Origin of the sequence: Nocardia suismassiliense, assembly GCF_900269665.1 — a bacterium.
GTDB lineage: Bacteria > Actinomycetota > Actinomycetes > Mycobacteriales > Mycobacteriaceae > Nocardia > Nocardia suismassiliense.
The window spans coordinates 1-20982 of record NZ_LT985364.1 but is presented as its reverse complement, the minus strand read 5'-3'; the positions used below and the strand labels follow the sequence as shown (position 1 = coordinate 20982).

The following is a 20982-nucleotide window of genomic DNA, read 5'->3' as shown; positions in this document are numbered from 1 at the left end:
TACTCCACATCTTTTGTCATTCCTCCTGGCGTGCGGCCCCCGGGCTATCCTGCCGCCGCGAAAACTCGCTGTGGCCGAGAGGTCTTCATTGTCGCAGCCATTGCTCTCGGTGAATGGTCAGGCCGCCGGCTGACTGGCGAAGGACTAGAGCGCCGACCTGGCCGTGGGGTGCGGTGAGATCGTCGAGCTGATTTGCTCGACGACCCTCCGCGCAGCGGTATGGGAGCGGCGCCCGGCCCGTCGAGCGGCATCCGATAACGGGGGCTTGTGGTGGACCGCAACCGGGATGATGCTTCGGAAGTTATTGCAGTTCCACCGATTTGGGTGGGCAGGGTTTCGATCCCAGGGTCGGACTGTAGCCCGCGGTTCGCGCCTGTATGAGGAGTCGCGGGGTGATGCCCGGCTCGCCGAGCTGTGTCACTCGGGCGCGGAGTGCTCCTCACGGTCCGTCGTAGCTGAACTTACTCAGGATTTGGCCGAGCTGTTGTGCCTCGGCGGGCGTGAAGATGAAGTAGTCGAGATAGTTCCGCCCGCCGTCGAATTGGGCCAAATGCAGCGTGTAGTCGCGGGGATCTAGAGCTTCATCCGACTCGGTCCAGACGAGCAGGGGCTGAATGGGAGCTTCGTGCAGCTCTATGAAGACAGGGCGTCCGAAGTGCAGCTCTGGGCGGCGTAATACCTCGGCCAGCTCAAGGGCGTCTTCTGGCCCGACACCAATTCCTTGCAGGTCATCGCGCACGATATCGACTGTGGTCAGGCACGTTCCATCGCCGTATGCCAAACACGATCGCTGAATGATCAGTGGCGGCGGGCGAAGCGGGCTGGACGGATGCATCACCTCGCGTAACCGACGCGGTTGTCTTGGGCTCGAGACTTCGAACTCGATCGCGCGATCGTCGTGGCGGTGCGGAGTGTCTTCCGGGTCATCAGAGGGTGTGCAGGTGTAGCACCATTTGACAGGGCAGAAACCGGGTTGGACTGCCGCAGGTATGGCGGTCATTCGGCTCCTTTGCTGATGAGCGGCTATAGCAGTGACGTAAGGGCGCTGATTGTGTGCGGAATGCCGGGTCGGGGATGATCTGCGGGGGATCGCTGAGTCCTTCGGGAGCCGAACGTTGGGGTTTGCTGGAAGGTTCTGCCAGCACGGTCGAATGCGGTGTCGTCGGCGATGTGGTGGTTGCTGCACTGGACCTCTTCAGTATGGGCGTCGGTCGACGATAGTGCAGCGTGTGCGATTGGCGCTATGGACCGTAGACCGATCAATTGTCGACAGGGTATCGATAGCCAAGCCGCATGTTTGCTAGCCATCGCTTCGGGGAAAGCGCTCGGCTGGCGATCCGTCGGGTTGCGCAGTTGGATCGCCCGAAGCCTGTCACCTCAAGCGAACGGGCAGTTCACGGCGGCTGAAAGTGGCGGAGCGATCTCCGTTTGGAGATCATTCGAGGCCATTTGAATTTGCAAATGCACTTGCATATGACTAATTTCCGCTAGTATTCCGTCGCCTTGCGGGCGCTCTGGCGGTTTTCGGACACTCTCGACCGTCCATCTGTGCCCTACGGCGGTACCGGAAACCCCGCGTGATCAGCCTCTCTAGGGGAGCACGCCCGATCCGAAAAAAAACGCCCACCCATACGGCGTAAAAATCACACATGAAGTGTGAATCTTGTTTTTGTTGACACCTCCAGGTGACACCGGTAGACCATAGGGATCTTCGGCCCGCAAAACCGCGGGACAGGGGACGGATTATCGGCGGCGCGGCCACAAAAGGATGTCAGGAGCGCACCGAGACTGCCAGTGACGTGGGGTACTGGCAGTCTCGGGTCGGCGTGGCGGCTGGAGTAGTGAGGAGGGCTTATGTTCGGGGGAACAACAGCGGCGGGTTCCAATTGGCAGCCAATGTTGGTGCTCGGTGCCATGATCCAAGAGCTGCGGCGATCACGACGGTCATCATGCGGAACCACACTGACTCAGGTCCAGGCGGCGGAGCTGGCTGGAGTGTCAGTTTCCGCCTATTCGAAATGGGAGGAGGGGAGGCGGCGACCGCTTCCGGAGAATCTCTTGACCTTGTGCAGGGCGCTAGAAGTAGAGGACTGGAAAACCCGAAAGATGATGGCGCTCGCGTCCGAAAGTCCCTACCGCGTAGAGATGGGAAAATGGCCGCCTAAAATTACCGACGAAGACATAACTGTCATCGAGGCTCTACCGTTTCCCGCGCTATACCGAAAACTGCCAGAATACGAAATCATCTACGCTAACCAGACCTGTCTGGAGGTCTATCCGATGTTCGCCCCTGCGCCGCCGGACTCGCCGCGGCCCGCGAACATGATCGAGCGAATGATGACAGATGATCGGTCACGCGTCATCTTCGCTGATTGGCCGGTCATCGCGCACCAGATGGTGTACATGATGCGATTCTGGTCGCGAGGCATGTCGCCGACACGATTTGCAGAAATCATGTTGACCTGCCAACAGAATCCAGACTTCGACTACATGTGGAAGAACGATCCACCTGCCCACGGCTTCGACAGCAACAGGATAAGAGTCCGAGACCTCACCGGCCGTCGAGCGGCCTCAAACAAGATCCTGCGCAGCTGGTTCCCCAGCCACCCGCGCGGGGACTTCGAGATCGTCGCGACGCCGGATGATGTCCGGGCGGAGATTCCGACATGAATGCCGACGGAGACGCCACAACCCCTCCCCGCGAGGATGTCGCGGATAGCCCTGGCGCGCAACACCTTCGAACGGGCGGAGTACTTCCCGAACACTCCACCACGCCGACACTCAGCAGTGCAGTGTCGGGCTCGGGTGAGGATGGCATTGTGCCTGATATCTTCAGCGGAGACTTCGCCAGAAACCCTTGGCCAGTCCTGCGCTCCCTGCGCGAGGCCGACCCAGGCGTGCACCGAGTCGCCACACCCGATGGCCCACCCGCGTGGCTGGTGACCCGTTTCGACACCGTCCGCCAGTGCCTGATCGATGAAAATCTATCCACCAACGTGAAGTTCGCGAACGGCAGCGACTACCGAGGATTTCCCGTCCCGGCCCCGCTCGATGTGTTTCAGACCAGCGACCCCGGCGATATCGCCCGGCTACGCCGCGTGCTCGTGACCGAACTCGCGCCCCGACACGTCGGCGAGTGGGGCGGCCGGGCTGCCCAGCTGATCGAGCCGACTCTGCGTCAACTCGACGGCATCCGCGAATTCGACTTCGTCGACCGCGTCGCCGTCCCGCTCCCAGCTCTGGTGCTGAGCGAGCTGCTCGGCTTACCTCCCAATGCACGCGATCAGCTTCTCGCCTGGGCGAACTCGACAATGCGCCCCGCCGCGACCCCGCGTGCAAGAGACACCTTGGCCAGCATGCAGCAGATCATCAGAGCGGTGATCGACCACAGCCACCAGAGCGAGGACCAAACGATGCTCACCCGGCTGGCACGACCTGGCAACTTGAGCACCGCCGAGCTCGCGGGAGTGGTCTTCTACATGCTTTTCGTCTGGTACGAAGTGCTGATCGACCTGCTCGCAGGAACAGTACTCACGTTGTCGACCAGACCAGCTCAGCTCGCCGAGTTGCTCACACGCCCGGACCTCAGCAGCGCTGTCGACGAACTGTTGCGATACCTGTCCCCACAGGTCCTCGCCGGCCCGCGGTTCGCGGTCACCGACCTCGAGATAGACGGGCAGCCGATCGCCGCCGGTCAAACAGTGCTGCCGTGCCTGGCCTCGGCCAATCACGACCCCCAGAAGTTCGATCGACCCGACGAATTCGACATCAATCGGAACTCGCCACCACACTTGGCTCTGGGCTATGGGACGCACGCCTGCGTCGGCACGGCGCTGATCCGGCCGATCGCAACAGCGATGATCGGCAAGCTCTACAGCCAGTGGCCCCGGCTACGAGTCCTCGACGACGAACAGATTCCATGGCGGTCAGGATTCCGCCACCGAGGTCCGCTCACCCTGCCGGTGAAACCCGCATGATCGGGTCAAGACCACCCTTGTCGGGGGACAGCCGTCGCGTGAGCGCAGCGTTACAGTCAGTGCTAACGAATATTTCACCTGTGGGGGATGGTTGGAATGGATGAGCCGCAGCGACATCCGGTGACCCGTGCGATCAACACGCTCATCAACGCCATGCATCCGCCCACGCTGCGCGACGGGCAATGGGAGGAATTCCCCAACCGGCCGCTGGCAAAGGAGATCAACAACGCCACTGGCGCGACCCTGTCAGGTAACGCTGTGTGGAAACTGCGAACCGGCCAGACAACGAATCCGACCCTGGAGACGCTCGAGACTCTGCGAAAGTACTTCGGCTTGAAAAGCCTGGATCCGCTGACCGACCCTGTCCTCGCCGAGGGGATTGCCACCGAACTGGCGCTGGTGCACAGGCTGAGGACCGCCGACGACACCGCCGTGCTGGAGCTGGTGCTGCGCGACCGTTTGGCTCACGGGGAGGGCGTGCGGCCGGAAGTCGTCGCAGCGATGCACGACGTGTTAAGCCGTATCGAAGCCGAGCAGCGTCCCCATGCCGATGATCAGATCTGAGCCATGCGGATCGCAGTCTGGACCAGCCCCTTGGATGGGCGGCCACTCATGAATCACCGGACGCTGCGCGGCACGCTGAACGCACTAGGGCTGCCGAACCGCTTCTCGGTCAATCAACTCGCCGAAGCGCTCGCCAGCAAGCGTGGGCGGCCATTGCGGCTGCGGTCGGCGGCATTTCCTGTTGCCGGACTCTCAGGCGGGCTACTGGTTACCCGCGAGATCGACTTCATCGCCTACCAGAGTCTCACCAGCAAAATTCATCAGGATCACATCGTCTGCCATGAGTTCGGTCATTTGATCGCCGGACACCAACCCCACGTCGTCACCGGAGCAGACGCTCTGCGATTGATCGCACCAAACATCGACCCCTCGGTCGTCCAACGAATACTCAAGCGCAGCTGCTCGTTGACCGAGGAAGAAATCGAAGCTGAAAACATTGCCGATCTGCTCATGTCGCACCACATCATCTCCGCTAGCCACGAAGAATGGGTCATGACAACCGAGGCCGAAATCCAAAGCCTGCTAGCCGCACTGGGAACAGGGGACTGGTAGCAGTGCAGTTCGCGATCACCTATGGCAGCATCGGCGCGTTGGCTATCGTCGGATTCATCTGGCGGCTGATCATCGCCATACGAAATCCGAACTCTCCAGCACGATGGGCTCTCGCGATCGCGATCGCATGCTCGGCAATCGGCTTCGAAGCCGCCGTTCCCCACATCTATCTGTGGATCGGCAGAACAAGCGGAATCCCCAACCTCGCCAGCCTCATCGTCTACACCGCCATCACCACCGCCGTAATGGGCACTTTCGTGTGGACCACTGTCCTGGTGGCACCGCATGAATCAGCCTCGGACACTTCGGTGTTCAGTCCACGCAGGGTAGCTGCGGCGAACATCGCGGTCGTCGCAGCGATGGTGCTCCTGTTCTTCCTCTCACCGGTACATGATCAACCACGCGCGACGGATTTCGATCACCACTACGGGACCATCGGCATCGTTGCCGCTTTCCTGGGTGTCTACTTCTGCGCCTACACCTTCGGGCTAGTGCGGCTGGTGGTGCTGTGCCGCCAGTGGATTCCGCAAGTGCGAGAGCAGATCTGGTTGCGCCGCGGCCTTGCCTTGCTGTCGGCGGGGGCGACCATCGCAATCGGTTACAGCATCGGAAAGACGATCGCCCTGATTGGGGCGTGGGCAGGAATCTCGACACAAACCCTCAACGTCACCATCGCGCCGGCGTTCGCCAGCCTCGGTGCGGCGATCATGCTGATCGGATACCTATGCCCCTCGGTGATACCGCAGGCCGCCAGCGGAGTCGAAAGCCGTTGGGCCCTATATCGTTTACGTCCGATGTGGTCGGCCCTGACCCAAACGATCCCAGATCTTGCTCGCACGGCGCCGCCCGCGCGTCGAGCCAGCCGCGCACGGGTATATCGGCGTGTCATCGAAATCCGCGATGCGCTGCTGCTGCTCCAACATCACCTTCGCCCGACAACCACCGCACGCGCTGAACGCCTCGCAACCGAACTGCGCATCCCGAGCGACAAACGCCCCGCCGCGATCGAAGCCGCCCGGATCGCCGCTGCCCTGAGCGCCTACCGCCACGACGCGGAAGGCATCGACTGCGGTGAGGTCTTCCACCAACCCGAACAACTCGCGTTCACCGACGAGCTCCGCTGGCTCGTCGCAGTCGCGATGGCCTTCCGGACCTCGCCCTTGGTGCCGGCGGTCCTCAAGGGAGCTGGCGATGATCTACCAACGGCGAAGGACTGAGGGGTACAGCAACAGTCGCTGGTATGCCGCCGAAGAAATATGACCGCCCGGACGCCCCAGGCTGGCGAGGTCGACGCACACGCTGACAACCACCATGATGCACGCGTCACTGCCCCGGCGGCGGGGACGGTCGACGTCGTCGAACCCGACCTATTGGAACCATACGGTCGGAAGTTGCTGCGAGTACGCTGCATGGGTGGGCGCGGTCCCAGAACCGATGCTGGCGGTCCCCGGGAGACCGCCTACCGATGGCTGGGCTTACGAGGTCAAATGGGATGGCGCGAGATGCGCCGCACGCTGCACGACCAAAGGTTGCCGCCTGTATTCCAGAAGCGGTCGAAACATGTCCACTTCATTTCCCGAGGTGATCGACGGGCTGTTGAGCGCCGCCGCCCGCAGCGGCCACGAATTCGTTGTCGACGGTGAGCTGGTCGTCCTCAGTCCCGCTACCGGCATCCCGGATTTTGCCGCGTTGGCGCGCCGACTGCACAGGCCGCGCCCCTCGGCGCAGCTCCAGCAAGAGCTCCCCGTCACCTACATCATCTTCGACGTAACCGAAATCGACGGCATGCCAGTCACGGGGCGCACCTATGTCGAACGCCGACAGCTCCTCGGCAACCTCGGACTGGAAAGCCCGCGGCTCCAAATCCCTCCGTTCTGGACATCCGACGACGTCGATCCCGAACAGCTGCTGGCCGCCATCGAGGAGAAAGGAGGGGAAGGGCTGCTCAGCAAACGTCTCAGCTCCAGCTACACGCCCGGCCGCTCCCGCTCCTGGATTAAGACGGTCGTGCGCCTCCAGACCGAGGGAATCGTTATCGGCCACCTCGCCGGCCGAGGTCCTCACGCCACGACCTTCGGCTCACTGATACTCGGCGCCTACACGGAGCAGCGAACCATGAGATGGATCGGTTGCGTTGGAACTGGATTCACCAACGCCGCCCGCCGCGAAATCCGATCCGCCCTCGACCAGATCACTCAACCAGGCAGCCCGCTTGGGCCGACTGTTCCTCGCGAACTCATTACGGCGACCTGGGTGCACCCCGTGCTCGTCGCCAGCATCGAGTACCGCGAGGTAACAGCGTCGGGCATCCTTCGCCACCCGAGTTTCCGAGGGATCCGAACCGATATCGAGCCAAGCCAGGTCAAAGTGCCGGAACCCGACTGGTAGCGCCCGCGTTGAACTGCGCCGATTCAAGACTGCCCATCGGTTCGAACGCTGCGCGGCACTTCCAACGCAACAATGACGAATCTGATGCAACTCCGCCGCCCGCCTAGTCGGCTCTCAACAGGATCATTGACCTCCGGCGGGTATTGGTCGAGAATTTCCCCATGACCGGAGATCCTTCTCGATGAACTTCCGTATCCAGCCCGGTGGCTCGGCCAAGACCGCGACCGACGTGGCCGTTCCCTGGTCAAGTGCAATCGTTTCAGCGCCGCCCGCGCGGATGTACACGCCCTGCGACAAATGCTCGAGCACCGACGCGGATGTCTACATGGTCCACGATGATTTGTGGGCGAGCTCAGGACTCTCCGGTTGGGTCTGCTTCCGTTGTTTCGAGAAGGCCATCGGGCGCCGACTTGTCGCGACCGACTTCAAATCGCTGCCGGGCAACACAGATCTGGTGTATCACGGCCCGGAGCTGAGGGACCGACTTGGGCTTTCATGAGCCATGGCCGCGCGACTCGATTCCACCTGATCGTAGTGTGGCCCGTGAACGGGGCACAGCACATCCCAAGAGCTGCGAGGATTGCACGCTTGGAATCCCGCACGCTTGGAATACCGCTTATCCGCCACTCACGGTCCCTGGTGGCGGGGTAGCGGCCCGCCGGAACCCCCAATGTTCACAGTCACTCAGACTGTTACTACCGCGATGCGGTTTCAACCCTCTGTGCCCTCAACTAATGCCGTCCCTCCGTCGGGCAGCGTCGCAAGCGTGGCTCAGAGGCAATTGCTTACTGAACGGGAGTCGTCCGAAGGATGATCAGTTGAAGCTGAAATGGACACCGTAAGGCGTGGCGTGCTCATAGAGACCGACTGCCAATTGGTGAACGTCGCAGCGAGTAATGTGTATTCTCGATGGTTGAGTTGAGAGTGCGGGAAGACGAACGTCCCAGCGAACCGGGCCGGGTTCGCTGGGACGTTGATGGAGTGTCGCGCCGCTTTCAGGGCCTGTTGAACTCGCCTTGGAGTGCCCCATCGAGGAAGGCATCCCACTCGGCTGGGGTGAAGGTCAGAGTCGGACCGATGCCAAGGTCCTTCGTATCACGAACGACAACATTTCCATTATCAAGGAAGCCTACTTCAACGCAGTTACCCTGCCCGTTGCTCTTACTGGATGTCCGCCAATCATTTGGGATTCCAGGATCATCGGTCATTTCCTCTTCATCTCCTTAGCTACTTTCGCAATTGAGGCTTTGGAGTCACCGGGACTTAGCGCCGCACTACTGATGCCGGTAAAAGCAGTGCGGTACCGGTTGACCTCTTCTTCGTCATCGGTGTACAGCGCGCCGATGAACCCTTCGACGTACACGGTTGTGGGTTCTGTCGACTGCCCGTTCCCGTTGGTTGGAAAGTCAAGAATCAGAAATGGTCCGGATAGAACTCCATAATCGACGTCAGCGTCCAGTGGAATTATCCCGAGAGTGACATTTGGCAGCGCGGTGACTTCGAGCAACCGGTCGAGTTGTTCATGCATGACCAGAGGGCCGCCGATTTGACGCCGCAACACCGCCTCGTTGAGCACGATGTGCCACTCCGGTGGACTTACGGGACGTGTCAGAACGGCCTGTCGCTGCAAGCGCAATTGCACCCGGCGGTCGATTTCGTCGTCTGACACGTCGGGGTTGTGTGCGCGGATGACGGTCGCGGCATAGTCCTTGGTTTGCAGTATGCCGGGCACCAAAATGCCCTCGTGCCAGCGAAACTTGGCGGCAATCTGCTCAAGTCCGATGTAGACGTCAAACCACTCGGGAATGACATCTTTGTATTGGCGATACCAGGATTTCGTCTTTGCTGCCCGAGCGTACGCCTTAAGCGCATCTGCCATCTCCGGCTGTTTGTACAGGCGACACATGGTGTCGACGTCGCTCGTCTTCAGCCCTGTCTTGCCGGTCTCGATCCGGATCAGCGTGGAGACGGATATCTCAAGCTCCGGCGCCGACTGTTCCCTTGTCATGCCCGCGTCTTCTCGAAGCTTGCGAAGGTGGCGCCCAAGCTGTCGCCTCGCGACGGTGGAGTCGTTGTTCTCGACGCTTTCGGCCATCTTCGGTGCCCTCCCATGGGTCTCAGCTCAGAGACTACCAGTCATTTTGACATGTACCCATCGCTCATTCTGACATGAACGATGATCATGATGGCATGTGTCTAAGTGACAAGTTTACATCTGACATGTTGCAGTTTGGACAGTGGCATGTTTGACTAAGATCACAGCTCCGGCCCGCAAAGACATGGGCCGGTCGGGTGACCGACGGGGTGCGAAATGCCAGGTGAGAGCTTTCAGTTCGGCGTCCGCGCCGGCCATACGACATGCGAAGAGGTGCGCGCCGACGAGGTAGATCGTCGCCGTAGGCAGTACTCCGCAACACTCGGTTGTTCTGTGGCGTTCAGGCCCGAGTCAGGTCGACTCTTCCTGCACTCGGGCACTATCAGTGGCGTCACGATGTCGTCGAGCCGTCTGGGAGCGGTTCGTCGGCACATTGCTCACGGCCGGTTGGGGCCGATCGTTGAGAACCGGCGATCAAGTCGCACGACGATTCTGACCGGACCGCCAGACGGCCTTGAGTCGGTGATGGCACGGGCGTTGCTACACCTGAATGTGAGTTCTGCTGCGGCATGCATCCCGTTGCCCTCGCCTGTTGACGAGCCTGATGGCTGTTGGCATTGGCTTGTCGAGCCGCACGGGTCGTTCCTGCCGACGATGCGCGAGGTCATCGAGGCGACGTTGGTCGGTGCGCGGTGGTCAGTCTTGCTCGGTCTGCGGAGTCGATCTCGCGGCGAATGGATTCCGCGATCGCCCGGAGCGACGACTACCGGCACCTATGCGGCTTGGAATCCTTCGTCCGCCAAGGAAGCGCTCAAATATTTGCGCGGGTCGGTGCGTTCGGCGCGGTCATGGTGTCTCCGCGTCTTGGAGAAGTTGTCGTCGGGCGTGTAGGTCGCAGTCCCGTTCTTGTCAACCAGGGCGAGGGCCGACGAACCCAGTGGACGCTGCTCACCGGCGCTGGGGCGGACGAATTCCTCTCGGACTACGCGGTCTTCGCGATGCTGTGCGCCCTCGATGCGCGAATCCTGCTACCGGGCACGGAAGTTCAGTTGCCCGCGCCTGGTGCGGCCCAACCCCGGTGGCTCAACGGCGTGCCCACGACTCGCCACCGGCCGTCGGCCAAGACGGTGATCGAGGCGATCAGTGCGTACCGCAGTGCGAGGCGATCACCGGAGCTCTGACCAAGCCGCCCACTTCTGAATCTGCTGTTCCCTCAATACATCGGAGATGAGACACCCATGGGTGAGTCCGCCTGCAGCCAGCAGGAGCTATCGAGCGCGGTGGCCAGTGCTGCTGAGAGCAGTGCAGTCACGTCGGCGTCCGTGCGCAAGCCGATCAGGATGCCGGCGTCCGCGCCGGAGGCGCTGGTAGTCCCATCGGGCGTGGTTTCGTTTCCACCGAGACCGGACCTGCGAGCCAGATCGTGCCGGGCTCGCCAGGCCCGCCGCATCGAGTCTGGTCTCGACATCACCACGTTGGTGCCGAAAATCCCGGTCGATGATCTTGAGTCCAGGTGTGCCTACTACCGAGAGACCTGCGGGCTCAGGGCGTTTCCGCAACCGCAGCTGCAAGGCATCATGGCTGTCGCGAGCAGCTCGCTCGGTGCGATCGCGATGCCCGGCGAACTCGCTGTGCGCGTGAAAGCCCAAATGGTCGAACGAGGCCTCCGGATAGGCCCGATCCTGTCTCATCGTCACGCCTTCCGATGGACGTTCCTGGTCAATCCGGATATCCCGGACGACCCGGTGATCTACGCGCAGCTGTTCCGCGCTCAGATCTCGGTGACCCGCACTGGCACTCAGATCGCCTTGCCTGCCCCGACCAGACGGCACGACGGGTTCCGTCGCTGGCTGCGGATGCCGATGGATGCGTATCGGCCTTGCGGCACGGAGGTGCTGGACGCGGTCGCAGACTGCGGTGTCGTAGCCGACCGTCCTTGGTTCAAGCCCGCGACGTGATGGGCGAGGACATGGCCGAATCATCTGGTCCGAGCCTGCAGGCCAGCCAGTCTCGGCCGCAAAGCGGACGGATCCACGACCACCTGATCGGTACCGGTAAAGACACCTACCCGCACGATGCCGACGTAGGTGAGCTGTTGCTCGCCAATGCACGTGCCATCCAGACCGCGGCACGTGCATCCCGCGGATTCCTGTTGCGCGCGATCCATCACGTGGTCGCCGAGTGTGGTGTGCGCCAGATCGTGGAGCTCGGAAGCGGCTATCCATGCTCGCCGAACCCGCACGAGGTCGCAGAGGCGGCAGCCGAGGGTGTCCGAACCCTGTATCTGGACAACGACCCGATCGTGGCCGCGCACGGGCGGGCGCTGCTGGCAGATTTCGTGCACTCAAGTTTCGTGCAGGCCGACATCACCGACGTCGATGCCGTCCTCGGTGAGTTCAGGAAGCGAATGGCGGTCGATGTGCCCGTCTTGCTGTGCTTGAGCTTCGTCGCGGAATTCGTCGACGACCCACGCGGCATCATCGACGCCTTGTCTGCGGAAACGGCGGCAGGTTCGTATCTAGCACTGAGTCACATCACCGCCGACATCGAACCGGCGGTGGTCCACCGTGCAGCGGACATCTTTCATAACGCCGGCATCAGGTTCCGGCCGCGCAGCCGCGCAGAGGTCACCTCAATCCTCGCCGGAGCCAGGCTGGTTGATCCAGGCTTGGTCGCACCACATCGGTGGCGACCCGACATTGACCACCTGCCAGGTCTGGCCTTATGGGCGGTGCCAATGGCCACCGAAATCTGCTGCTACGCCGCCGTCGGACAAATCCGATGAACACGATCGCCATTCTGTCCGCTCGCCGCTCGCGACTCGGCGCAGCACCACATCACGGACGACCCCTCCGCAAATTCGACCAGCACAGTAGGGAAGCCCACATGTCTCAACCAACGATCGCTGACCCAGTGCGCCGACACCGTGGCCGATCCTTACCGGCCGCCGTGATGCTTACGAGCGCAACAGTTTTCCTCCTAACTCTTCGCGTCGGCCCGGCGCTGGCAGGGGCAGTGCGCCGTGTGATCGAGCGGTCGTTTCCGCTGGACTGCGGGATCGGCCCGGGAGGTCTGCCCTCCTACGACGACTGGGCCAACGACCGCAGCGGCAACCTGTCGGCACCGTCCGGAGCTGATGAGGAGGCGCGGTCGTGACGCAGCCTCCACGTGCAGCGTCTGCCATATCCGTAGCTCCGATCCCTTACCCGGACCCCTTGGAGATCGACGCCCAGTTGGCGGAGATGATGGCCGTCCGCCGGGCAAGCTTTTCCCACGAGCGACCGGCATCGAAGACTGTTCACCTCTGGTGTTTCGGCCGTGATCAGGAATCCGCGCTTCACATCGCTCACACCCCTGCCGACTTCACCGGAGACACCGAGCGGTCAGCGATTTGGGAGATGACCGCACAGCTGAGCGCCCGAATCCGCAGCCGTGCCTGGGGATTCGGCCTGGCCTTCTGCGCAATGGGGGAGTTGCTACACGACGCCAAATCCATTCCCGACGATCTGCTGCGCGAAGTCAACACAGACCGGCTGCGAGTGCGACCCCTCGCCGATTTGCTCTGCGCAGCAACCATTTTCGACGCACGTGGACGCAAATTCTGCTCTGCCGGTTACATCCATGCTTCCGAGCGGGGGCCGACATCGTGGCAGAACGACACTCTCGATGGACAGCAGACGATCGATACCTGGCTCAGCCACCTCAGAGCCGACATCGTCACAGCTCAGGTGTGGGCCGCAGCGGTATCCCTTTCGCCCGACCAAAACCTTGCCGTGGTGCGCGGCATACGCGCCATCGCCTCGAAAGGCCGCTCCACAGCGATGACTCGCCCCTCTGGCCGCGAGCCCGCACAGATCATGACCGCGTCGAGATGAAAGAGACCAGACCATGCACACACCTCGAATGCAACCATCGGCCCACGAGCGGCACCCGGTCCTACCGGACTGGCAGCGCTTGAAATCGGTGGTGTGGGCCGGCGCCGACGACAGCGAGGACCACCCGGTGCTGTTGGCCGCGGCCGCGATCGCCCAGATCTATCGCGACCGTGATGGTCGCGCCACCGACCCCACAGTCGACTGCGCGCGGCCCGTCGCCGAGGTCGATGCCTGGACCAGAAGCCACGGCTACCCGCTCGACCGAGTCGGCACCGCGATGCCTCCCGTGGTCAACGCCCTCCTCCAGGGCCAGTGCCGACTCGCCGAGGCGGACGTCGACGACAGCTCGAAGGCGCACGGTCCCGAGACCGACCCACAGCTGCAGGCCGTATCCACGGCATGGCAGGCCGTGGCCGACGCGTTCGAATCTCAACGTAACAAGCTTGCCGAACTGCTCTGAAACCACTGATTCACAACCGTTTTCATCACAGACAGGGGACACGATATGACCTACGCCGCCGTGACTAAGCCAGCAGCCCGCCGCGATCGAGCCGCCCGGCTGCGGACACGGTTGCTGGTCATCCGGCACGGGCGGGCATGGTGCAACGACGAAGACGTTGTCGCGGGTGTCGATGAATGCCGTGGGCTAACCGAGCTGGGGCACCTTCAAGCACGGGCGGTCGCGCAGCGGCTGGCCGCCGAGCATGATGACATCGCTGCGGTGTTCTCGTCGCCGATCAAGCGTGCAGCACAAACTGCGACACATATCGCGTGGGCATTGGGCATCGGAGTTGAGTCGAACTTGCCTGCTCCAGACTACGGGGGTGCGGTGAATCAACCGTGGCGCATCGTTTTGGGTCGGCACAACCCACCGTTGGCCCTGACGCCGGACGTGCCTCTTGCCCTCGGCGCCGAGTCATGGACCACGTGGGTGCGTCGCGTCGGTCTCCACATCGACCAGCTCACCGAACAGCATCGCGGCCAAACGCTGGTTCTCGTCACCCATCGCGAAGCGGTCATAGCGATGGCCCAGCACTTCAGCCAGGCCCCACCAACCCTGGCACATGTCACCCTCGACGTCGCCAATACCGCGATCACCGAATGGGAGCAGCGTCCGCTGGTGTCGCCGTGGTCGCGGTGGGCACTCGTTCGGCACAACGACGCCCGCCACATCGAAGCCGTGAACGACCCTCGCGCGGAGCCTTGGACTGCATTCCCTCAGTTCGACCCGCCGACAGCAGGGTAGGGGATTAGCCCATAGCTACACGGCCCCCGGGCGGACATCCATCGGCGGGGGTCGCTCCCGCCGGGGGGACGGCGGCCGTTGGGGGGACCGCGCCAGTCGGGGGGCGCGGCACCCATTCATCGTCGGGGCATACGGGCGTCCGATGAGGTTGCGGTGAGTGGTTCACCGCAACAATATGCTCGGGTGTTGGCTGCGCTGATTCGATTGCCGGATAGAGACGTTGGTGACGGTGAGAACTGAAACCAATTGGCCGACCGGTCTCGTAGAGGCGTCATGTGACGTTTGCTGAGTAGGGGGAAGCCCCGTGTCCGTCGCCTGCGGACGGTGCGGTTTGCGCCTCATTGCGCGGGTTGCGCTAGCGGGTTGCCTTGGGGCAGCCAACGTTGCGCGATCAGCTGATCGCGCGCCATTGGGTGTCGGCAAAATTCGGGTTGCGCAGGCTGCGGATTCGGCGGTCGAGTTCGTGTTGGGCGAGTTGGTCGTGGTTGCTTGCTCGTCGGATGTAGCTGATCAGGGTGTGCAGGTCGCGCATGGCCAGCAGAGTGGTGTAGCCGTTCCAGTCGCGGATGTCCCAGCCGTAGGCGGTGCTGAAGTCGGTGAGTTCGGTGTCGGTGAGGCCAAATCGTGTGCTTTGGAATGTGTGTATTAGGTCGAGTTCTCTTGGCGCGATGCTGATTTCGTCCCAATCGCCGAGAAGGACGCGGTCGGGGCCCCAGAGGGTGTTACCGCTGTAGGCGTCGCCGTGCACTAGGCCGCGGCCGAGGTGTGAGTCGAGGTTGTGGTAGCTGTCGACGAGTTCGCAGGCTTGGTCGGTGAGCCATTGCCGGTCACCGGAATCGAGTGCGCTGCTGGCGTGCGGGTCGGCCAGTGCTTGCGTGAGCCCGGCCAGCGGGAGGTAGGTCGGGAGCTCGAACGGAAATGGGCCGGGCAGGGCATGGAGCTGGCGAAGGATCGTGGCGAGTTCGTGTGAGGGCGGTTCGCCGCGTCCGTGTTGTGGGTAGTACTGCCAAAAGGTCACTGTGTCGTGGTCGATGTCGACGGCGTGGTCGATGACCGGTTCGGTGACGGGAATGTTTTGCTCGGCGAGCCATTTCGTGATGGCGACTGATGCACGTGCTTGGAGGCCGTGGTGTTCGTTGTGGCTGATCCGGGCGATGACGTTCGCGTGCGGTAGCAGGTAGACGGTGTTGGAGCGTTCGTGGAGTAGCTGCGCGTCGCGGGAATCGAGATCTACCTGGCGGCATGCGGTGTGGAGGGCGTGGCTGGTGCCGGTTGGTGTGCTCATCGGAGCGCTGGTAGTTCGTTGGCGGTGAACATGGCGATCTCCTGGCTGAGGTTTCGGGCTATCGAGGTGTTGACATCGCGTGTAATGCGCAGCGCGCCCTCAACAGCGTTCATACCATCGACGATGGGGTAGATGCGCTGATCGGGTTGCAGCGTGAAGACCGGCACCAGGATTTCGCAGGCTCCGTCGACGGCGCCGGTGAGGATCCGAGCGATGGCGACGTCGGTGCGTGCGATGGCTTCGTCGCCGTAGGAGCGCGATTCCTCGGGTCCGCTGGTGTAGCCGGTGATCGCGTCGAGCGCCCATTGTTCGGCTTTGGGATAGTCCTGGATGAGCCGGTAGGTGCTGCCGATGTAGTAGGCCAGTTTGGTGGCGGGAAAGCGCATGCTGCCGCCGAATGCGGCGAGTTCGTCGGTGGTGTCGGCGTTGTCGGCCGCTCGTTCGGCGCGGTTGATGGCGGCCCGGGCTTCGAAGGTGCGGCCAAGGCGTGCGCAGCAGCGTGCTTCGAGCGCGGCCAAGCGGACCTGGTGTTGGCCGGGTGGCGCCCAGGTGGAGGCTTCGCGCGCGAATTGCATTGCAGCGCAGGGGTTGTTGTTCCATTCGGCGATGAGTGCTCGGGTGCCTGCCGACCAGGAGCGTAGCCCGTCGTGTCCGGCCTTGCGGGCAAGCAGTTCGGCGGCCATGGCGTGTTCCAGGGCCGAGGTGGCGTCGCCGAGATTGTCGGTGACCTGGGCCAGCAGTTCGATCGAGACGCCGGCGAGGAAGAGCAGCTCGCGTTTTCTGTACAGGGACGGCTGGGTGCACAGAGCCTTTTTGACCCGGTCGCGCAATGTGGCCAGTTCCTGCAGCAGTGGTTGGGGCGCGGAGTACACGAAGCGTTGGGCGATACTGGCGAGTTGGTCGGCCAGGTTGGTGACGATGAGGCCGGGATCGTCGTTGGCGACCCACTCGGCGAAGGCGACCGAGTCGGCGGCGCAGTTCACCGTGTCCTGGTCGAGTGGCATCGGTTTGCCGTCACTGCGGAACCCGATGGCTCGATAGAACCGTTGCCGCGGTTCCTCATCGAGCCAGTCGAGCAACGTCTCCATCATGTCGGCGAAGCGAGGGCTCAGGACAGCAGCCGCCTTGCCTTGCTCCCAGTAACCCACCGTACGATCGGCGATCCCGGCTTTGGCGGCGAACTCGACTTGCGAGAGCCCGTGCACGGCGCGCAGCGCGGCTACTTCGATCCCGGTCCACCTGATCATCGGATCCCCACCCCTGCATATCGGCGTGTCGATTACCAGAACTCTAGGACCGAACTGCCAGTTCTTACCTGCCTTTCCAGCGGATTCGCACCGATTCTGAGTTCGGCACCCGCAACCGAGCCCGTGAAGCCGCCTCCCCCGCCGGCTGAATGCGACGAGCGGGCGACTCGGAGGAGATGTGGGGCTGCACCCCCTTCTCGGATACACCCCGAGACCGCTTGCACCGCCCTCGGGGTGGGTGCCCTCGCCGACGAGGAGGGCACAGATGACGAACACGACCGATTCCACGATCGACCCCGATCCGGAGCCACAGGTGGATCCGGCGCCGGGACACTGTGCGGCCGCCGACGCGAGCACCCGGCTCAGCCCGTGGCGGCGCGTGTGCGTGCATCGGCTGGTAGAGGCCAGCGTCGCGGCGAATCCGGACACGGTCGCGGTGGAATTCATCGGCGAGCAGGTGACCTACGCCCAGCTGAATCGGCGCGCCAATCAGCTTGCCCGGCACCTCATCTCGATCGGAATCACCCCAGGCGAGCTGGTCGGTCTGTGTCTGGACCGCTCGATCGAGCTGATCGTGTCAGTGCTGGCGATCCTCAAAACCGGGGCCACCGTGGTTCCGCTGGATCCGGCCTATCCGGCCGACCGGCTGGAATTCATGCTCTCGGACTCCGGTGCACGCGCTGTGCTCACCGGGGGTGCCGTCGAGGTGGCCGACCAGTTGTCGACCCGGCGCACCGCGATCCGGCTCGACGCTATCGCGGAATCGGTGGGGCGGTTCGCCGATAGCGATCTCGACGGGGACCTGCCGGGCGAGAGCGCCGCCTACTGCATCTACACCTCCGGCTCGACCGGCCGGCCCAAAGCGGTCGTGGTCGAGCATGCGGCGTTGGCCAATATTGTTGCCTGGCACGGCGATACGTGGCTTGCCGAGCCCGGCACTCGGACATTGTTGTTCTCACCGATCAGTTTCGACGTCGCGTTCCACGAGATCATCGCCGGGCTGAGTACCGGCGCGACGCTGGTCCAGGTCCCCGAAGCGACCCGCATCAATCCGATGGCATTGCTGGAGTTCGCACGCGAGCACGACGTGCACAAGTGGTACATGCCGTTCGTCACCTTGCAGCAGGTCGCGCAAGCAGCACTGACCGCAGCCGTGCCGGGGCGGTTGCGGGAGGTGATCGTCGGTGGAGAGGTGCTGCGAGCTACCCCGGCGGTGCGGGAGTTCGCGCGCCGCACCGGATGCGTGATTCGCAACCACTACGGCTCCACCGAATGTATAGATGTTGCGACACATACCCTTTCCGGGGATCCGGGCGGCTGGCCTGCCGTCGTGCCGATCGGGCTCGCGAACGTGTCGAACATGAACCTCTACATCCTCGATTCCTGGCTGCGGCCGGTGGCCGAGGGCGTCGTGGGGGAGATCTACGCCGAGGGCGAGAGCCTGGCGCGCTGCTATCACGGCCGCCCCGGATTGACCGCCGCCCGGTTCGTCGCGAACCTGTTCCCGACCTGCGGTTCACGGTTGTACCGTCTCGGTGACCTCGGCCGGCGGCGAGCTGATGGCACCATCGAATGCCTCGGCCGCGCCGACGCCCAGGTCAAGATCCGCGGCGTCCGAGTCGAACCCGGCGAGATCGAAGCGGTCCTCGCCGAGCACGCGGCGGTGGCCGAATGCGCCGTGATCGCCGAACCAAGCACCCATGGTGGCACCCGGTTACATGCGTTCGTCGTCGCGACGGCCGGACACCACACCGAGGAACTTCCGCACCAGTTGCACGCCGCCGTGGCGGCCCGCCTGCCGCAGCACATGGTCCCCGCGAAGGTGAGCTTCGTCGACACGCTGCCGATGACACCGAGCGGCAAGCTGGACCGCAGCGCCCTTGCCGCGACCGAACCCGCTGCGAGTGCCCACGATCGTGACGCGGCGGGGGAGCCGGCGCAGGCGCGGCTGTGCGAGATCTGGTGTGAGCTGCTGGAGGTGGCGCGCGTCGACCTGCATACCGGCTTCGCCGAGCTGGGCGCGGATTCGGTGATGCTGGTCACCGCCCACCAGCGCATCGGTGCCGCCTTCGGACGGGAGTTGGCCGCCGAGACGCTGTTCCGCTACCCGACCATCGCGACCCTGGCACACTTTCTCGACCACGGCGAGGAGCCGTCCGAACAGCGCGTTGTCGCTGACCTCGGTGGCCGGGACGCGGAGCGATCCGGCGATGTCGCCATCATCGGCATGGCATGCCGCGTCCCCGGGGCCGACACCTTGGATGAATTCTGGGCGAACCTGTGCCGCGGAGTGGAGTCGATCGCACCGATCACGCTGGCCGCCTTGGATCGGTGCGAACCCGACCCCACCAGCGACCCAGATTTCGTCGGTGCCGCGGCGGCGATAGAAGGCATCGACCAATTCGACGCCGGATTCTTCGGCTACAGTCCCGCCGATGCGGCGATGATCGACCCTCAGCAGCGGTTGTTCCTCGAATCCGCCTGGGAGGCAATCGAAAACGCCGGAGTCGATCCCGCTTGCCATGAGGTCGGTGTCTTCGCGGGATCCTCGACCAGCACCTATCTGATCAACAACGTGCTGCCCGCCAAGGCGCCGGGAACGTATCTGAGCCATCGGCAGTTCGACGACAGTACTGCGGCGCGGGTCGAGCAAGGCAACGCCGGTGACCATCTGCCGATGCGTGTGTCCTACAAGCTGGGCTTGCGCGGGCCCAGCGTCAATGTCCAATCGACGTGCTCGACCAGCCTGGTCGCGGTCCACCTGGCCCGGCGGGCACTGCTGAACGGTGACTGCGATATCGCTGTCGCGGGCGGGGTTTCGATCATCACCCCGCAGCGCACCGGCTACCTGTGGCGTGAAGGAATGATGGTCTCCCCGGACGGGCACTGCCGCGCCTTCGACGCCGAGGCCGCGGGTACGGTTTTCGGCAACGGCCTCGGTGTGGTCGTGCTCAAGCCACTTGCCGCCGCACTGGCCGATGGCGACCACGTCTACGCGGTGATCACCGGGTCAGCGGTCAACAACGACGGCGCCGACAAGGTCGACTACACCGGCCCCAACATCGACGCTCAAGCCCAGGTGATCGCCCGCGCCCATCAGGATGCTCGCGTCACTGCCGCCGATATCACCTATGTCGAAACACACGGCACCGCAACAATATTGGGCGATCCGATCGAGATCGCGGGCCTGACGCAGGCGTTTCGTGCCAGCACCGGCCGGCAGGGGAGCTGGTGTGCGATCGGGTCGGTGAAAACCAATATCGGCCACCTCGACGAAGCGGCCGGCGTCATTGGCCTGATCAAGACCGCGCTGAGCCTCTATCACCGCCGGCTCGTACCGAGCCTGCACTTTCGCACCCCGAACCCCGCCGCCGCACTGGAGAACAGCCCGTTCGAAGTCAACACCGCACTACGCGCCTGGCCCGCCCACGGGGACCAGCCGCGCCGCGCCGGAGTCACCGCCCTGGGAATAGGCGGCACCAACTGCCATCTCGTACTCGAAGAACCACCCACACCGCCCACCCCGGCGATCCTCGAGCGGGCCCGGCATCTGCTGCCGATCTCGGCGCGCAGCTCTGAAGCGTTGCGCGCCGGCATCGAGCGCTACGCCGAGCACCTCGCGGTCACCGGCGACGCGTGGGCCGACATCTGCTTCTCGGCGGCGACCGGCCGCCGTCATTTCGATACCCGGATCGCGGTGCTCGCCGCCAACACCACCCAGGCACAGGCCCAGCTCGAGCAGCTGCTGGCCAC

General features: G+C 63.4%; 20 protein-coding genes. 14 read left to right on the top strand and 6 right to left on the bottom strand.

Features of this window, described 5'->3' with window-relative positions:
- Positions 1–439: 439 nt before the first annotated feature.
- Positions 440–1000 carry a hypothetical protein gene (locus tag DBO33_RS43410; protein ID WP_159080834.1) on the bottom strand — a complete coding sequence of 187 codons (561 nt, stop codon included), beginning with the start codon at positions 998–1000 and terminating at the stop codon, positions 440–442.
- 854 nt (positions 1001–1854) lie between these two features.
- Here DBO33_RS43410 and DBO33_RS41895 point away from each other — a divergent pair.
- The 7 genes from DBO33_RS41895 (at position 1855) to DBO33_RS41865 (ending at position 7980) form a co-directional block, all read left to right on the top strand.
- Positions 1855–2670, top strand: coding sequence for a helix-turn-helix domain-containing protein (locus DBO33_RS41895; protein WP_159080833.1), 816 nt, complete (start codon positions 1855–1857; stop codon positions 2668–2670).
- A gap of 149 nt (positions 2671–2819) precedes the next feature.
- Entirely contained in the window at positions 2820–3977 is a 1158-nt protein-coding gene (locus tag DBO33_RS41890) for a cytochrome P450 (RefSeq protein WP_159080832.1), read from the top strand.
- 96 nt (positions 3978–4073) lie between these two features.
- Positions 4074–4541, top strand: a complete 468-nt coding sequence (locus tag DBO33_RS41885; RefSeq protein WP_107661205.1) for a hypothetical protein — start codon at positions 4074–4076, stop codon at positions 4539–4541.
- A gap of 3 nt (positions 4542–4544) precedes the next feature.
- Positions 4545–5093, top strand: coding sequence for a hypothetical protein (locus DBO33_RS41880; protein WP_159080831.1), 549 nt, complete (start codon positions 4545–4547; stop codon positions 5091–5093).
- A gap of 2 nt (positions 5094–5095) precedes the next feature.
- Complete coding sequence (locus DBO33_RS41875) at positions 5096–6310, top strand: MAB_1171c family putative transporter (RefSeq protein ID WP_107661203.1); 1215 nt, start codon at positions 5096–5098, stop codon at positions 6308–6310.
- A 94-nt stretch (positions 6311–6404) separates the two neighbouring features.
- Positions 6405–7481 carry an ATP-dependent DNA ligase gene (locus tag DBO33_RS41870; protein WP_407670653.1) on the top strand — a complete coding sequence of 359 codons (1077 nt, stop codon included), beginning with the start codon at positions 6405–6407 and terminating at the stop codon, positions 7479–7481.
- A 181-nt stretch (positions 7482–7662) separates the two neighbouring features.
- The gene (locus DBO33_RS41865; protein ID WP_107661202.1) at positions 7663–7980 is read left to right on the top strand and encodes a hypothetical protein; all 318 of its coding nucleotides are present in this window, start codon (positions 7663–7665) and stop codon (positions 7978–7980) included.
- A gap of 496 nt (positions 7981–8476) precedes the next feature.
- On the opposite strand, the gene DBO33_RS41860 is transcribed toward DBO33_RS41865, so the two are convergent.
- Together DBO33_RS41860 and DBO33_RS41855 are read right to left on the bottom strand one after the other, a co-directional pair.
- Complete coding sequence (locus DBO33_RS41860) at positions 8477–8689, bottom strand: DUF397 domain-containing protein (RefSeq protein WP_107661201.1); 213 nt, start codon at positions 8687–8689, stop codon at positions 8477–8479.
- Positions 8686–9576 carry a helix-turn-helix domain-containing protein gene (locus tag DBO33_RS41855; RefSeq protein WP_107661200.1) on the bottom strand — a complete coding sequence of 297 codons (891 nt, stop codon included), beginning with the start codon at positions 9574–9576 and terminating at the stop codon, positions 8686–8688. The genes DBO33_RS41860 and DBO33_RS41855 overlap by 4 nt, the downstream gene beginning before the upstream one ends.
- 848 nt (positions 9577–10424) lie before the next feature.
- Here DBO33_RS41855 and DBO33_RS41850 point away from each other — a divergent pair.
- Positions 10425–10757: a hypothetical protein gene (locus DBO33_RS41850; protein WP_159080830.1), complete on the top strand. Its 333-nt coding sequence runs from the start codon at positions 10425–10427 to the stop codon at positions 10755–10757.
- Positions 10758–10789: 32 nt separating this feature from the next.
- Here the strand turns inward: DBO33_RS41850 and DBO33_RS41845 are convergent, their stop codons facing one another.
- Positions 10790–11044 carry a hypothetical protein gene (locus tag DBO33_RS41845; protein WP_159080829.1) on the bottom strand — a complete coding sequence of 85 codons (255 nt, stop codon included), beginning with the start codon at positions 11042–11044 and terminating at the stop codon, positions 10790–10792.
- A 109-nt stretch (positions 11045–11153) separates the two neighbouring features.
- On the opposite strand from DBO33_RS41845, the gene DBO33_RS43405 reads away from it, so the two are divergent.
- The 5 genes from DBO33_RS43405 (at position 11154) to DBO33_RS41825 (ending at position 14697) form a co-directional block, all read left to right on the top strand.
- Positions 11154–11534, top strand: coding sequence for a hypothetical protein (locus DBO33_RS43405; protein WP_159080828.1), 381 nt, complete (start codon positions 11154–11156; stop codon positions 11532–11534).
- Complete coding sequence (locus tag DBO33_RS41840; protein WP_325050817.1) at positions 11534–12361, top strand: SAM-dependent methyltransferase; 828 nt, start codon at positions 11534–11536, stop codon at positions 12359–12361. Before DBO33_RS43405 ends, DBO33_RS41840 begins: the two co-directional genes overlap by 1 nt.
- Before the next feature lie 430 nt (positions 12362–12791).
- Complete coding sequence (locus DBO33_RS41835; RefSeq protein ID WP_107661196.1) at positions 12792–13451, top strand: hypothetical protein; 660 nt, start codon at positions 12792–12794, stop codon at positions 13449–13451.
- Positions 13452–13479: 28 nt separating this feature from the next.
- Entirely contained in the window at positions 13480–13911 is a 432-nt protein-coding gene (locus tag DBO33_RS41830; protein WP_107661195.1) for a hypothetical protein, read from the top strand.
- A gap of 45 nt (positions 13912–13956) precedes the next feature.
- On the top strand, positions 13957–14697 hold the full coding sequence (locus DBO33_RS41825) for a histidine phosphatase family protein (RefSeq protein WP_107661194.1): 741 nt from the start codon (positions 13957–13959) through the stop codon (positions 14695–14697).
- A 391-nt stretch (positions 14698–15088) separates the two neighbouring features.
- Here DBO33_RS41825 and DBO33_RS41820 read toward each other — a convergent pair whose 3' ends face one another.
- Positions 15089–15982 carry an aminoglycoside phosphotransferase family protein gene (locus DBO33_RS41820; protein WP_107661193.1) on the bottom strand — a complete coding sequence of 298 codons (894 nt, stop codon included), beginning with the start codon at positions 15980–15982 and terminating at the stop codon, positions 15089–15091.
- The gene (locus DBO33_RS41815; RefSeq protein ID WP_107661192.1) at positions 15979–17229 is read right to left on the bottom strand and encodes a helix-turn-helix domain-containing protein; all 1251 of its coding nucleotides are present in this window, start codon (positions 17227–17229) and stop codon (positions 15979–15981) included. The genes DBO33_RS41820 and DBO33_RS41815 overlap by 4 nt, the downstream gene beginning before the upstream one ends.
- A gap of 265 nt (positions 17230–17494) precedes the next feature.
- Between DBO33_RS41815 and DBO33_RS41810 the strand changes: the two genes are divergently transcribed.
- Positions 17495–20982: amino acid adenylation domain-containing protein (locus DBO33_RS41810; RefSeq protein WP_159080826.1), on the top strand; the 3488-nt coding region annotated here is incomplete at its 3' end.